At 68.5% G+C, this 13,712-nt stretch carries 18 protein-coding genes and 1 tRNA gene; 15 read left to right on the top strand and 4 right to left on the bottom strand.

The features are described 5' to 3' along the window. Positions 1–57: 57 nt before the first annotated feature. Together H5393_RS13235 and H5393_RS13230 are read left to right on the top strand one after the other, a co-directional pair. Positions 58–1,440, top strand: a complete 1,383-nt coding sequence (locus H5393_RS13235) for an FAD-binding oxidoreductase (protein ID WP_370585993.1) — start codon at positions 58–60, stop codon at positions 1,438–1,440. After that, entirely contained in the window at positions 1,437–2,720 is a 1,284-nt protein-coding gene (locus tag H5393_RS13230; RefSeq protein WP_182767054.1) for a cyclopropane-fatty-acyl-phospholipid synthase family protein, read from the top strand. Before H5393_RS13235 ends, H5393_RS13230 begins: the two co-directional genes overlap by 4 nt. Before the next feature lie 72 nt (positions 2,721–2,792). Here the strand turns inward: H5393_RS13230 and H5393_RS13225 are convergent. Then, positions 2,793–2,877, bottom strand: a tRNA-Leu gene (locus H5393_RS13225). A gap of 132 nt (positions 2,878–3,009) precedes the next feature. On the opposite strand from H5393_RS13225, the gene H5393_RS13220 reads away from it, so the two are divergent. Then, on the top strand, positions 3,010–3,384 hold the full coding sequence (locus H5393_RS13220) for a DUF3224 domain-containing protein (RefSeq protein ID WP_182767053.1): 375 nt from the start codon (positions 3,010–3,012) through the stop codon (positions 3,382–3,384). On the opposite strand, the gene H5393_RS13215 is transcribed toward H5393_RS13220, so the two are convergent. Together H5393_RS13215 and H5393_RS13210 are read right to left on the bottom strand one after the other, a co-directional pair. After that, positions 3,365–4,348 carry an aldo/keto reductase gene (locus tag H5393_RS13215; RefSeq protein WP_182767052.1) on the bottom strand — a complete coding sequence of 328 codons (984 nt, stop codon included), beginning with the start codon at positions 4,346–4,348 and terminating at the stop codon, positions 3,365–3,367. The two genes, H5393_RS13220 and H5393_RS13215, sit on opposite strands and share 20 nt — an antisense overlap. Before the next feature lie 13 nt (positions 4,349–4,361). After that, positions 4,362–5,189 carry an undecaprenyl-diphosphate phosphatase gene (locus H5393_RS13210; RefSeq protein WP_182767051.1) on the bottom strand — a complete coding sequence of 276 codons (828 nt, stop codon included), beginning with the start codon at positions 5,187–5,189 and terminating at the stop codon, positions 4,362–4,364. Positions 5,190–5,257: 68 nt separating this feature from the next. Here H5393_RS13210 and H5393_RS13205 point away from each other — a divergent pair, with 68 nt between their 5' ends. The 7 genes from H5393_RS13205 to H5393_RS13175 are packed head-to-tail and all read left to right on the top strand — an operon-like array spanning position 5,258 to position 10,125. After that, complete coding sequence (locus tag H5393_RS13205; protein ID WP_182767050.1) at positions 5,258–5,914, top strand: MSMEG_4193 family putative phosphomutase; 657 nt, start codon at positions 5,258–5,260, stop codon at positions 5,912–5,914. 4 nt (positions 5,915–5,918) lie between these two features. Further along, positions 5,919–6,437, top strand: coding sequence for a DUF3090 domain-containing protein (locus H5393_RS13200; RefSeq protein ID WP_076063930.1), 519 nt, complete (start codon positions 5,919–5,921; stop codon positions 6,435–6,437). Then, on the top strand, positions 6,434–7,171 hold the full coding sequence (locus tag H5393_RS13195) for an SCO1664 family protein (protein WP_182767049.1): 738 nt from the start codon (positions 6,434–6,436) through the stop codon (positions 7,169–7,171). Before H5393_RS13200 ends, H5393_RS13195 begins: the two co-directional genes overlap by 4 nt. Positions 7,172–7,188: 17 nt before the next feature. Then, positions 7,189–8,439 carry a cysteine--1-D-myo-inosityl 2-amino-2-deoxy-alpha-D-glucopyranoside ligase gene (gene mshC / locus H5393_RS13190; RefSeq protein ID WP_182767048.1) on the top strand — a complete coding sequence of 417 codons (1,251 nt, stop codon included), beginning with the start codon at positions 7,189–7,191 and terminating at the stop codon, positions 8,437–8,439. A gap of 18 nt (positions 8,440–8,457) precedes the next feature. Then, positions 8,458–8,721, top strand: coding sequence for a phosphoribosyl-ATP diphosphatase (locus tag H5393_RS13185; RefSeq protein ID WP_182767047.1), 264 nt, complete (start codon positions 8,458–8,460; stop codon positions 8,719–8,721). A gap of 13 nt (positions 8,722–8,734) precedes the next feature. Then, on the top strand, positions 8,735–9,598 hold the full coding sequence (gene hisG / locus H5393_RS13180) for an ATP phosphoribosyltransferase (protein WP_182767046.1): 864 nt from the start codon (positions 8,735–8,737) through the stop codon (positions 9,596–9,598). Positions 9,599–9,606: 8 nt separating this feature from the next. Next, positions 9,607–10,125, top strand: coding sequence for a hypothetical protein (locus tag H5393_RS13175; RefSeq protein WP_182767045.1), 519 nt, complete (start codon positions 9,607–9,609; stop codon positions 10,123–10,125). Between the two features lie 19 nt (positions 10,126–10,144). Here H5393_RS13175 and H5393_RS13170 read toward each other — a convergent pair whose 3' ends face one another. Then, entirely contained in the window at positions 10,145–10,663 is a 519-nt protein-coding gene (locus H5393_RS13170) for a hypothetical protein (RefSeq protein ID WP_182767044.1), read from the bottom strand. Positions 10,664–10,716: 53 nt separating this feature from the next. Here H5393_RS13170 and H5393_RS13165 point away from each other — a divergent pair, with 53 nt between their 5' ends. The 5 genes from H5393_RS13165 (at position 10,717) to H5393_RS13145 (ending at position 13,676) form a co-directional block, all read left to right on the top strand. Beyond that, the gene (locus tag H5393_RS13165) at positions 10,717–11,226 is read left to right on the top strand and encodes an SseB family protein (protein ID WP_182764300.1); all 510 of its coding nucleotides are present in this window, start codon (positions 10,717–10,719) and stop codon (positions 11,224–11,226) included. Positions 11,227–11,472: 246 nt separating this feature from the next. Next, positions 11,473–12,159, top strand: coding sequence for a translation initiation factor IF-3 (infC, locus tag H5393_RS13160; RefSeq protein WP_182764586.1), 687 nt, complete (start codon positions 11,473–11,475; stop codon positions 12,157–12,159). Positions 12,160–12,184: 25 nt separating this feature from the next. Further along, entirely contained in the window at positions 12,185–12,391 is a 207-nt protein-coding gene (rpmI, locus tag H5393_RS13155; protein ID WP_076063949.1) for a 50S ribosomal protein L35, read from the top strand. Positions 12,392–12,489: 98 nt separating this feature from the next. Beyond that, positions 12,490–12,858, top strand: coding sequence for a 50S ribosomal protein L20 (rplT, locus tag H5393_RS13150; RefSeq protein WP_076063952.1), 369 nt, complete (start codon positions 12,490–12,492; stop codon positions 12,856–12,858). 11 nt (positions 12,859–12,869) lie between these two features. Continuing rightward, entirely contained in the window at positions 12,870–13,676 is an 807-nt protein-coding gene (locus tag H5393_RS13145) for an RNA methyltransferase (protein ID WP_182764299.1), read from the top strand. The last annotated feature ends 36 nt before the right edge of the window (positions 13,677–13,712 follow it).

Below are 13,712 nucleotides of genomic sequence, written 5' to 3'. Positions count from 1 at the left end.
CGCTATGGATTCTCCGTCCGGGCAGATACCAGAGGGGCTCCGGGTTAGTGTGGCCTCGTGGCAGCAGCACCTGTCCGGACGGAGCATGAGCAGGCAATAGCGAGGCTGCGATCGTCGTACGAGGCGATCCCGGCAGGCTCGCCGGTGCGCCTCGCCAAGCACACGTCGAACCTGTTCCGTTCGAGATCCCGCACGACTGCTCCCGGACTGGACGTCTCCGGTCTGACCGGGGTGCTCGCCGTCGACCCCGTGATGCGCACGGCGGAAGTCCAGGGCATGTGCACCTACGAAACCCTCGTCGACGCGACGCTCGCCCACGGGCTCATGCCGCTGGTCGTCCCGCAGTTGCGGACGATCACCATAGGTGGGGCGGTGAGCGGGCTCGGGATCGAGTCCACGAGCTTCCGCAACGGCATGCCCCATGAGTCCGTCCTCGAGATGGACGTCTTCACCGGGGCCGGTGAGGTGGTCACAACAAGGCCGGGTGACGACCTCTTCGACGCGGTGCCGAACTCCTACGGCTCCCTGGGCTATGTCACCCGGCTGGTGATCGAACTGGAGCGGGCGCCAGCGTTCGTCGCACTGCGTCACCTGCGCTTCAGCGACACCGACTCGCTGGCCGCCGCCATCGCCGAAGTGTGCGCGACCCGCTCTCACGACGGCACCGCGGTCGACGCCCTCGACGGCGTGGCCTTCGCACCGGGGGAGTACTACCTCACCCTCGCCACCTGGATCGACGCGCCCTCCCGCCCTGTCAGTGACTACACCGGCCAGCAGATCTATTACCGCTCCATCCGGAGCCTCTCGCCTGACCAGCTCACCGGCTACGACTACCTCTGGCGGTGGGACACAGACTGGTTCTGGTGCTCGCGCGCCTTCGGCGTGCAGCACCCGTTGGTCCGCAGACTGTGGCCCCGCCGCTGGCGCCGCTCCGACGTCTACCACCGGCTGGTCGGGCTCGACCGCCGCACCCGCTTCAGTGAGCGGCTGGACGCGCTCGCCCGTCGCCCCCGGCAGGAACGCGTGATCCAGGACGTCGAGGTGCCGATGGAGCTGATCGGGGAATTCCTCACCTGGTTCGACGACGCCGTCGGGATGCGCCCGGTGTGGCTCTGCCCGCTGCGACTGAGGGCGACGGGCGGGCCAGGCGCACGGCCCTGGCCGACGTATCCCCTGCGCGGGGGTACCACCTACGTCAACGTCGGCTTCTGGGGCGCCGTACCCGTCGGGCCGGACGCGCCCCTCGCGCCGCGCAACCGGGCGATCGAGGAGAAGGTGCAGGCGCTGGGTGGCCACAAGTCGCTCTACTCCGAGGCCTACTACGACCGGGACACGTTCGAGCGTCTGTACGGCGGCGCGAATCTCGCCGCGGTGAAGGCCCGTTATGACCCTGACAACCGGCTGACCAGCCTGTACGAGAAGGCGGTGGAGGAACGATGAAACAGAACCTGAACGCACGGATGCCCATCGCCGACGCGGTCGCGTCGCTGCTGCGCGAGGGCATGCCGCTGAGGTTCACGGCTTCGGACGGGAGCGCGACCGGCCCGGAGGACTCGGACCTCGGCCTGGCGCTGCGCACCCGGCGCGGACTCGCGTACCTGGTGACCGCCCCTGGCGAACTCGGCATGGTGCGGGCGTACCTGGCTGGTGACCTCGAACTGCGGGGCGTGCACCCCGGCGACCCCTACGAGATCCTGAAGCTCGTCCAGGACCGGGTCGCATTCCGGCTTCCCAGCGCACCCGAGGCGCTCGAACTGGCACGTGCCCTCGGGATCGAAACGCTCAAGCCGCCCCCGCCTCCGCCGCTGGAGTACCCGCCACGCTGGCGGAGACTCGCCAGGGGACTGCGCCACTCGAAGGCCCGCGATTCGGACGCGATCTCGCATCACTACGACGTCTCCAACACGTTCTACGAACACATCCTCGGACCATCGATGACCTACACGTGCGCCGTCTATCCCAGTGGGGATGCGACCCTGGAGGAGGCGCAGGCGGAGAAGTACGACCTGATCTGCCGCAAGCTGGGGTTGCGCGCCGGGATGCGGCTGCTCGACGTCGGCTGCGGTTGGGGCGGCATGGTGCGCCACGCGGCGAAGCATTACGGCGTGCGGTCTCTGGGGGTGACGCTGTCGCACCAGCAGGCACTCTGGGCCACGGACGCCATCGCGCGTGAGGGGCTCGGCGGCCTCGCCGAGGTGCGGCACGGGGACTACCGCGACGTGACCGAGAGCGGTTTCGACGCCGTGAGCTCGATCGGGCTGACGGAACACATCGGCGTGAAGAACTACCCCGCCTACTTCGCCTTCCTGCGTGATCGGCTGCGGCCGGAGGGTCGCCTCCTGAACCATTGCATCACCCATTCCCACAATCGCCGTGAGCCGGTGGGGCCGTTTCTGGATCGCTACATCTTCCCCGACGGCGAGATGAGCGGGTCCGGCGTCATCATCCGGGACGCGCAGGACGCCGGGTTCGAGGTCATGCATGAGGAGAACTTCCGCCCGCACTACGCCCTCACCCTCGCCGCCTGGTGCCGCAACCTCGTCGACCACTGGGATGCCTGCGTGGCGGAGGTGGGGGAGACGAAGGCCCGTGCCTGGGGCCTCTATATGGCTGGTTCCAGGCTGAGTTTCGAACGCAACCACGTCCAGTTGCACCACGTTCTCGCGGTGCGTGCCACCGACGACGGCACCAACGGATTCCCGCTGCGCCTCGACTGGTGAGCGACGCACGCGTAGAGAAAAGCAAAACCCCCGGCGATCTGCGTTTCCGCTGATCACCGGGGGTTCCCAGTGTGTCCGAGAGAGGACTTGAACCTCCACGCCCTAAACGGGCACTAGCACCTCAAGCTAGCGCGTCTACCAATTCCGCCACCCGGACAGGGTGCGCTTCCCTTTCGGGGAGCGACAAGGAACTCTAGCAGGTACACCCCGGGACTACGCAAATCGGGGCTAGTGTGGGGTTCAGAAGGGCCCCGGCAGGTGGGCGCGGAGCGTCTGAGGAGCAGATGACATGGGCGTTGAGGCGACCTTTGAGATTGAGATCACCCCCACCGAGGCCCTGCTGCCCACGACCAGCAGGTTCGACTTCGCCAAGGTGTGGGAGGGCGCGGCGCAGGGCGTCAGCAAGGGCGTCATGGTCTCGGGTGGGGACGCGTCCAGCGGGACGGCGGGCTATGTGGCCATGGAGGTGTTCGAGGGCACCCTGGACGGCCGCAAGGGCGCCATCACGTTCCAGCAGTTCGGCACCATGCAGGGCGGTGTGCAGGAGGTCCGCTACGAGATCGTGCCCGGATCGGGCTCCGGTGAACTGGAAGACCTCACCGGCACGCTGCACCTCGAGATCGACGGCGAGGGCCTGCACCACATCACGTTTGAGTTGGGCTAGCCGGCCGTAGCCCGTTCGGGCCGCCGGAGATGTCGTCGAGCGCGGCGACGATGGGCGGCACGAGCGTCTTGTGCTCGACGTCCATCAGTTCGGCGAGGTGTTCCGTGGTGCGGGGGCCGATGAGGGCCGAGGCCACCTGGGGAGCATCCCTCGTCCACAGCAGCGACACCTGGGCCGGCGTCAGCCCCAGGCCCTGGGCGGCATGTGCCACCGCGTCGACGATCGCCGACGAGCGGGGCTGCAGATACGGCTCGACGAACCAGCTGAAGTGATCCGAGGCGCCCCGCGAATCGCGGGGGATCCGGCCGCCGGCGTACTTGCCGGTCAGCACCCCGCGGCCCAGCCCCGACCACGCCAGCACACCCAGCCGGTGGTGAGCGGCGGAGGGGATGACCTCCACTTCGGCGCGCCGTGCCAGCAGCGAGTACTCCACCTGCACGCTGGACAGCGTCACCCGGGCCCGGTCTGCGTCCTGCCAGGTGGCGGCCGTGGCGGTCTGCCAGCCCACGAAGTTCGACACGCCCACGTAGTGGGCCATGCCCCGGGCGACGGCGGTATCCAGCGCCGACATCGTTTCGTCGACGGGGGCGTCACCCCAGGCGTGCACCTGCCACAGGTCCACGTGGTCCGTCCCCAGCCGCCGCAGCGACTGCTCCAGGTCGTTGAGCAACGCGCCGCGGGACGTGTCGATGACCCGGCGACCGTCGCGCACCACGAAGCCGGCCTTGGTGGCGATCACGAGCGATTCCCTGGGGAGGCCCGCGTGCAGGGCCTTGCCGATCATCTTCTCTGCCACCCCGGCGCCATACGCGGGGGCGGTGTCGACGAGGTTGCCCCCACCGTCGACGAAATCGTGGAGTAGCGCCTGCGCCATCGGCCACTCGACGTCGCGGCCCCACGCCATGGTCCCCAAACCGAGGGGGGAGACATGGAGACCGGTGGCACCGAGTGGACGAAGCTGCATAGCGGGACCCAGCCTATGCGGCCGCGAGCACGCCGGTGAGCAGCAGCACCGCGACGATCGCGGCAACAGCCAGGCGGTAGACGACGAAGAGCCGGAAGTTGTGCGTGGAGACGTAGCGCAGCAGCCACGCGATCACGGCGTAGCCGATGATGAACGCGAGGATCGTGGCCACGATGGTGGGACCCCAGGCGGCGGTGGCGTCGCCGCCGATGTCCTTGAGCTTGTAGAGGCCGGAGCCGAAGACCGCCGGGACGGCCAGCAGGAACGCGTAGCGGGTGGCGGCGGGGCGGTCGTAGCCCAGGAACAGACCGCCGGAGATGGTGGCGCCGGAGCGCGACACACCAGGGATCAGCGCCGCTGCCTGGAACAGGCCGAACAGGATGCCGTCGCGCCAACTCAGTTCCCGCAGGTCCTTGGAGTTGTTCTCGCCGAACCTGTCAGCGATGGCCAGCACGATGCCGACGCCGGCCAGCATCGCCACCGTGATCCAGAGGTTGCGCAGCGTGGTGTCGATGGCGTCCTGGAACAGCAGCCCCAGCACGACGATGGGGACGGAGCCGATGATCACCAGCCAGCCCATGCGTGCGTCGGGGTCGGTTCGCTCCACCGTGCCGCCGAGCGAACCGAACCAGCGCGCGATGATGCGCGCGATGTCCTTGCGGAAGTAGACGAGCACGGCCGTCTCGGTGCCCAGCTGGGTGACCGCGGTGAAAGCGGCGCCGGGGTCGCGGCCGTCGAACAACAGCTGCCCGACGATCGACACGTGCGCGCTCGACGAGATGGGCAGGAATTCCGTGAGACCCTGCACGATGCCGAGCACGATCGCCTGCAACCAGTCCATATGTGCGTCCTCCCGAAGCCAAATCGGGGGCAACTGTACCGCCGACGCGGCTACTAGGCTTGGGCCCCATGACCAAGGTGGTGCTGATCAGGCATGGCCGCTCGACGGCGAACGCAGCGGGCGTGCTCGCCGGGCGCGCGCCGGGGGTGGCGTTGGACGACATCGGGCGGGGGCAGGCCGTGGCCCTCGGCGAGCTGCTGAGGAACGTGACCATCGCGGCCGCCTACAGCTCCCCGGTGGAGCGGTGCATCGAGACGGCCACGCTGGCAGGCTTCCCCCACCCTGAGCTGCTCGACGGCGTCAGCGAATGCGACTACGGCGAATGGACCGGCGCGAAACTCGACGACCTGAGTTCCCAGGAGGTGTGGGCCGACGTGCAGGCCCGGCCCTCCGTCGTGGCCTTCCCCGGTGGCGAGTCCATGCTGGCCATGTTCCATCGCACCACCGCGGCCATCGCCGACGTGGCGGGCAGGCACGGCGCGGACGAGGTCGTCGCCGTGTTCTCGCACGGCGACCCCATCAAGGCGATCCTCGCGCACGCCTTCGGAATGCACCTCGACCAGTTCCAGCGCCTCCACGTGCACCCGGCAGGCCTCAGCGTCATCGACTACAGCGGCGAGCGGCCCCTCGTGGTGTGCGTGAACACCGGAGGCGACCTCGCCTCCCTGCTCGGGGGGAACCCCGCTCCGACCATCGGCGGTGGCGATGTCGCAGGCGTAGGGTGATGCCATGATGCTCGCCTTCGACAACCCGGACCGCTGCATCGTCGGCACCATCGGCGCGCCCGGTGAACGCCTGTTCCTCATCCAGGTGGCGCAGGGCAACCGCCTGGCGGCCGTGGCGCTCGAGAAGGAGCAGACGCTCCTGCTGGGTGTGCGGGTCGGCGACGTGCTCGACCAGCTCGCTGAACTCGGCCACGAAGTGCCCCCACGGCAGCCACCTGCCGACAACGGTCCGCTCGATGCGCCCGTCGAGGTGCTGTTCCGCGCAGCGGCCATCGGCCTGGCCTGGGACCATGAGCGCAACCGCCTCCTCCTCGAACTCTTCTCCGCCGAGCCTGACGAGGAGGGCGAGAACTCACTCGTACAGATCCGGATGACGCCCGTGATGGCGCGGGAGTTCTCCTCACGCGCGGAGGTCGTCGTCGCCTCCGGTCGGCCCTCGTGCCCGGCGTGCAGCCAGCCACTGGACCCGGCAGGACACATCTGCCCCCGCGCGAACGGCTACCGCGGGCCGCTGTTCGGATGACCGGGCCCAGCGGAGCGCTCCAGGTCGTGGGGCGGCTCGTCGATGCTTCCAATGCCACCTTCCTCGCCGTCGACGAGGAGGAGGCGCACTGGGTGTACAAGCCGGTGGCGGGGGAGTCGCCGCTGTGGGACTTTCCGATGGCCACCCTCGGGCGCCGCGAGGTCGCGGCCTACGCGCTGTCAGAGGAACTCGGGCTCGGTGTGGTGCCGCTGACTGTCTGGTGCGAGGGGCCGCTCGGCGAAGGATCTGCCCAGCGCTGGGTCGACGGCGCGCCCACGCCGCTCATCGACCTGCTCGAGCCCACCGACGTGGACGAGACCTGGCTGCCCATCCTCACCGGTCTGAACGCTGAGGACCGCCCCGTCGTGCTGGCGCACCGCGACGACCCCCGGCTTCGCGCTCTCGCCCTGTTCGACGCGCTGCTGAACAACTCCGACCGCAAGGCCAGCCACGTCATCTCGCACGGTGACGCCCTCGCCGGCGTCGACCACGGCGTGAGCCTCCACACAGACAACAAACTGCGCACGGTCCTGTGGGGATGGGCCGGCGATCCACTCACCGAGGGCGAGCTCGCCGTCGTGGCGCTCGCCGCGTCCATCGAGGCGCCGCTCGCGCCCGGGCTGACGGACGAGGAATGGGCCGCGCTGACCAGCCGGGCTGAGGAGATACTGGCGGAAGGAGCGATGCCGCGGCCATCCGAGCGGTGGCCCAGCATCCCGTGGCCTCCGATCTAGGCGGTAAGTTGTGACCCATGTATGCGTGGGAAACCGTTGACGTTCCGGCCCTGCCGCCCTCGAGTGGCGCCGTTCCGGACAAGCTCACCCTGTTCGACTCGGCGTCGCGCAGCCAGGTGCCAGTGGCCGCGGACGTGGAGACCGCACGGATGTACGTGTGCGGCATCACCCCCTACGACGCCACGCATCTGGGTCACGCCAACACCTACCTCACCTTCGACCTGATCAACCGCGTCTGGCGGGACCTCGGGCTCAGCGTCGACTACACCCAGAACGTCACCGATGTCGACGACCCGCTCCTCGAGCGCGCCGCCGAGACCGGCGTCGAATGGGAGGAACTGGCCGCGGACCAGACCGAACTGTTCCGCAGCGACATGCAGGACCTGCGCGTCCTGCCCCCGAACAACTACATCGGCGCCGTCGAGTCCATCAGCTGCGTCACCGAACTGATCGACGACCTGCTCGCCAGTGGTCTCATCTACCAGGTGGGCGACGACGAGCACCCGGACTGGTACTTCAATACCGCCGCGGCGCCGGGGTTCGGCGGTGTCAGCCACCTCAGCGAGGCCGAGATGATCGCGAGCTTCCGCGAGAACGGCGGCGACCCGGACCGCCCGGGCAAGCGGCACCCGCTCGACAGCCTGTTGTGGCGCTACTCCCGCGAAGGCGAACCCAGTTGGTCCTCGCCTCTGGGCGCCGGTCGTCCTGGCTGGCACATCGAGTGCACCGCCATCTCGCTGCGTTACCTCGGAGCGAACTTCGACGTCCAGGGTGGTGGGGCAGACCTGGTCTTCCCGCACCACGAGATGTGCGCGGCGCAGGCCATCGTGGCCAGCCGTGAGCCCCTCGCGGATGCCTTCGTGCACTCCGGCCTGGTGGCGCTCCACGGCGAGAAGATGAGCAAGTCGAAGGGCAACCTCGAGCTCGTCAGCCGCCTGCGCAAGGCCGGGGCGGATCCCATGGCCATCAGGCTGGCGCTGCTGGACCACCACTACCAGGAGAACTGGGAGTGGACGCCGGACCAGCTCGAACGGGCCACCGAGCGCCTCGCCCTGTGGCGCGGCATGGTCAACGACGGCGGGGCGCTGCCCGCGGGCGAGACGATCGCCGCCATGCGCACCGCGCTCCGCAACAACCTCGACGCCCCTGCCGCCCTCGCGGCCGTCGACACCTGGGCGTCGGCCAGCCTCAGCATCGGTGGCGACGACACCGACGCCATCTCGGAGATGTCCGCCGCGGTCGACGCGCTGCTCGGCATCAAGCTCTAAGCGATAAGGTCTGGAAACGTGAAGTCTTTCGAACAGCTCTTCGACCAGCTCACCGAAATTGCGCGCAACCGGCCCGAAGGCTCGAGCACGGTGGAGCGGCTGGAGGCCGGCGTGCACGCCATCGGCAAGAAAGTCGTCGAGGAGGCCGCCGAGGTGTGGATGGCCGCCGAGTACGAGTCGAAGGGCCAGGCCGCCGAGGAGATCAGCCAACTTCTCTACCACCTGCAGGTCATGATGATCGCCCTTGATCTCGACCTCGACGACATCTACCGCTACCTCTGAGGACGAACCGAACGTGACCACCGAACGACTCCTTCGCATCGCCGTGCCCAACAAGGGCGCCCTCGCCGAGGCCGCGTCCCAGATGCTGCGCTCCGCCGGCTACCGCCAACGCACCGACAGCAAGGACCTCACGCTGATCGACACCGATCACGGCGTGGAGTTCTACTACCTCCGTCCCCGCGACATCGCGATCTACATCGGACGCGGCCACCTGGACATCGGCATCACCGGCCGCGACATGCTCCTGGATTCGGCGGCCGACGCCACCGAGGTCATGGCGCTCGGCTTCGGCGGCTCCCGGTTCCGTTTCGCTGCCGTCAACGGCTCGTTGATGACACTGGAAGACCTCCGGGGCAAGCGCATCGCCTCCTCCTACACCGGTCTGCTCCGGACATACCTCGACGAGAAGGGGATCGAGGCCGAACTCGTCGGGCTCGACGGTGCGGTCGAATCCGCCATCCGGCTCGGCGTCGCCGACGTCGTGGCTGACGTCGTCGACACCGGCACCACGCTGCGTCGCGCAGGCCTCGAGATGTTCGGCGACCCGATCTGCGAATCCGAAGCAGTCCTCATCCAGCGCAACGGCGGCCGCGCGCTGCCGCCCCTGGCGGAGGCGCTGAAGACCCGCCTGCACTCGGTGCTCGTCGCCCAGAACTACATGATGCTCGACTACAACGTGCACACCGACGACCTGGAGGCCACCGCGTCGCTGGCCCCTGGTGTGGAGGGCCCCACCGTGTCGGCGCTGTCGAAGGAGGGCTGGAGCGCGGTGCGCGTGCTGGTTCCACGCAAGGGCGCCCACCTCCTCATGGACCGCCTCCACGACGCCGGCGCGCGAGGCATCCTGCTCACCGAACTCGCCGCCTGCAGGCTCTGAGGAGCGTCGTGACAGAACCCGTCGACCAGCCGCTCACCCCCGAGGACGACCCCGTCCCCGCGAGGCTCTCGTACTCGAGCCCGCCGGCACTCATGACCGGTGTCGTGCTCTCCATGGTCCTGCTGTTCGGCGCGCTGTACGGCTGGTACGAGCTCGGCCCGGAGATCCGTGGGCAGGTCACCTGGGCGCAGGCGGGCACGCTGCTGTTCATCGTGTTCCTGATGATCGCCATCATGTTGTCCGTCGGCTATTCCCGGCTCTGGGCGGCCGACGGTGTGGTCACCGTCCGCAACGGACCGTTCCTGCGCCGCTACGACGTCGACGCGATCGCGGGAGTGCGACTGCGTCCCGGCGACGCCTGGAGTTCACTCCTGATCAAGCAGGAGGACACGCTCAAGCGCAGGCCCGTGCTTGCCATCCAGTTCCTCGAAGGTGAGGGCGGCAGGGGCAAGATCATCGAGCTGCGCCGGTGGCTGAAGGCCAATGGGGCGACCTCGGCGGGCTACAGCAGCGCCGACGCCGACTGACCCCGCTGATCCGCCCAGCTCACATGATGCCGCGCTTGCGCAGCAGCGCTTCGATCTCCGCGTCCTCGGGGTCTGTGCCCTTCTGAGCCGCGGCGGGCTTGGCGGCCGGCTTCGCGGCGGGGGAGGGCGTCGACCGCGCGGTGCCGGTGGCGGGCTTGGCCGCGGTGGCGCCGGGCACCTGCCTGGTGCGGTTGCGCTGGGGGGCCTCCCTGCCCGCGGCGGGCTGAGCCGCATGCTCACGGGCGGGCTTCCGGGGGAGCATGAGCCCCACGACGGTGAGGATGATGCCGCTCACCAGCAGGCCCAGGCCCCACGCCACGGCGTTGGTGAACACGGTGCGCTGGAACCAGTCCACCAGGCTCATGATCCCGTTGATGAGCAGCCTGAGCAGGCCGGTGAGGTACAGCCCCACGGGGATGGCGGCCAGGCCCAGCCCGATGATCAGCGGCCGCACCCTTCCCACCCGGGCGGTGACTCCTGCGGCGATGGCGAGGATCACGACGGCGACGGCGATGGTCCCGATGAGCTCAATGGGCATGTCCCCCAGTCTGGCACATCGCCGCGGGCGCATGAACGGCTAGGGTTCTGGGCATGGTCGAACTGCGCTCCCTGGCACAACCGAACTCCCGCTTCGCCGGGGACGACGGGGCGGCGGATCCGTTGACCCGCGCCGCCATCGCGCGCGCCCAGGACCACAACGGCTACATCAGGGCCCTGGTGGCACTCTGCACCAGCCGCCTGCTCCTGCCGATCGTGGCCAGCGGTGACGAGGGCGGTGACGCCCCGGACCCGGACCGTCACGCGGAGATGGCGGCCGTCACGCTCACGGACGAGTCCGGCAGTTACCTCCTGGCCTTCACCGGCTACGACTCCCTCAAGGCCTGGGAGGCCGACGCGCGGCCCGTGCCCTGCCTGCTCGACGAGCTCTGCGCCACCGTCGAGGCCGCTGACGCGGAGCAATTGCTGATCGACGTCGCCGGCCCTGTACCGTTCGTGATCGCCGGCGACGCGCTGCAGAAGTTCGCCGACGGTTTCCGTCTCGTCGAGTTCGAGGGCGAGGACTTCGCGTGGGTGAAGTACGCCGAGGACGACGAAGCCTGACCACGCCGCCGGGCCCCGGCGAGCCCGGTTTTGGAAGATGCGGGGCGGCCTGCGTATAATCTTCAAGGTTGGCGGCTTCCGGCTGCCCTGATAAAGCGGAGTTCCACTCCCACCCGAGTTGCTGTGGCGGCCGGGTCACCCCACGACGAGCGGTTGCTCCGTCGTCGAGTTGGTGTGTGGGCCTCTGCATGTGCAGGGGCCTTTTGCTGTTGACCAGTACATACCAACTCTTCAACTGGAGGACCCATCAGCACTGAACCGCGGATCAACGATCGCATCCGAGTACCCGAAGTCCGGCTCGTCGGCCCCAATGGCGAGCAGGTCGGCATCGTGCGCGTCGAGGACGCCCTGCGTCTCGCGGCGGAGAACGATCTGGATCTTGTCGAAGTGGCCCCGCAGGCGCGTCCGCCGGTCGCCAAGCTGATGGACTACGGCAAGTTCAAGTACGAGGCGGCACAGAAGGTGCGCGACGCCCGCAAGAACCAGCAGAACGTCACCACCAAGGAGATGAAGCTCCGCCTCAAGATCGACCAGCACGATTACGAGACGAAGAAGGGCCACGTGGTCCGCTTCCTCAAAGCCGGCGACAAGGTGAAGATCACCATCATGTTCCGCGGCCGCGAGCAGTCCCGCCCCGAACTGGGCATGGAACTGCTGCGCCGCCTGGCGGCCGACGTGGCGGAGTTCGGCTTCATCGAAGCCTCTCCCAAGCAGGACGGCCGAAACATGCTCATGGTGCTCGGACCCACCAAGAAGAAGACCGAAGCGAAGGTCGATCAGGCCGCCGACCGCGACCGCCGCATGGCGGAGCGCAGGGAGCAGGCCGAGAACGAACGGGTGATGGAAGCGGAACTCCGCGCCGCCGCCCAGACGGATGCCCACCAGAAGAAGCGTGGTCCTGCAGACAACATGGACCCAGACATCGATCTCTGAGATCGAGTAGGAAAGCGAGCTAGATATGCCGAAGATGAAGACGCACTCCGGTGCGAAGAAGCGGTTCAAGATGACGGGCACTGGCAAGATCCGTCGTGCTCAGGCCAACCTCGGCCACCTCAACGAGACCTTCGGCTCGACGCGCCTGCGTCGCCTGAAGGGCACCGCCCAGGTGTCCAAGGCCGACGTCAAGTCGGTGCGCAAGCTGCTCGGCAAGCACAAGGGCCGCTGATCCCGCACGCTGAACCCGGCCCAGGCCGGGGCTCAAGCCGGGATGCAGTTCCCACCCCACCATCTTTCTGAATCACACACACCACCCAAGGAGTCACCATGGCACGCGTGAAGCGTTCGGTGAACGCGCTCAAGAAGCGCCGCGAAGTTCTCGAGCAGGCGAAGGGTTACCGCGGCCAGCGGTCGCGTCTGTACCGCAAGGCAAAGGAGCAGCTGCTCCACTCGTACACCTACGCCTACCGCGACCGTCGCGCCAAGAAGGGCGACTTCCGCGGCCTCTGGATCCAGCGCATCAACGCTGCCGTCCGCGCCGAGGGCATGACCTACAACCGTTTCATCAACGGCCTGAAGAACGCCGGTGTCGAGGTGGATCGCAAGATCCTCGCCGACCTTGCCGTCAACGACATCACGGCGTTCAACGCCCTCGTCGCCGTCGCCAAGGACAACCAGCCCGCTGCAGCCGCCTGAAAGCGGACTCAGTGACCCTTCGACCGGACGCAGCCCCCGGCCTTCCCGCCTCGGTGCTGCGTTCGGTTCGTCGTTTGACGGGGCGACGCGGCCGCGACACGGCCGGGCTCTTCCTGGCCGAGGGCCGACAGGCCGTGCGCGAGGCGCTGGCCGTCGGTTCGCTGGTGGAGGAGGTCATCGTCGATGACCCCGCCAAACACGCCGATCTGCTCGACGCCGTGAACGTGCCCGTGTGGCAGGCCACGGACCAGCAGATGCGCACGCTGAGCGACACGGTCACCCCGCAGGGGATCGTGGCGGTCTGCCGCCAGTTGTCGTTCGGCTGGGAGGACGTCACCGACGCCCGCCTCCTCGTGATCTGCGCGCAGGTCCGGGACCCGGGCAACGCCGGCACCGTGATCCGCTGCGCGGACGCCTTCGGCGCCGACGGCGTGATCCTCACCACGGGAAGCGTCGAGATCTACAACCCCAAGACGGTGCGCTCCACCGTCGGCAGCCTCTTCCACCTCCCCATCCTCACCGGGGTGCCACTCGCTGAGGCGGTAGCCAAGGTCAAGGCCATGGGCATGACGGTGCTGGCGGCCGACGGCGACGGGGACCCGCTCGACCTGAAGGCCGCCGCCGGCGAACTCAGCGGCCCTGTGGCCTGGATCATGGGCAACGAGGCATGGGGACTGCCCGAAGAAGACCGTGAGTTGGCCGACGAGGTGGTCGCCGTGCCAATGTGGGGTGGGGCGGAGAGCCTCAATCTCTCCAGCGCTGCTGCGGTGTGCCTCTACGCCACCGCCTCCGCACAACGACGCTCTTCAGCAGGATGACGGCACCGCGCCGTCCGTCCACGCAACAGTGAACAA

The organism is Tessaracoccus sp. MC1756 (genome assembly GCF_014164735.1).
In the GTDB taxonomy this organism is placed as follows: Bacteria; Actinomycetota; Actinomycetes; order Propionibacteriales; family Propionibacteriaceae; genus Arachnia.
The sequence above is the reverse complement of the archived record's forward strand: the minus strand, read 5'-3'. Positions and strand labels throughout refer to the sequence as shown.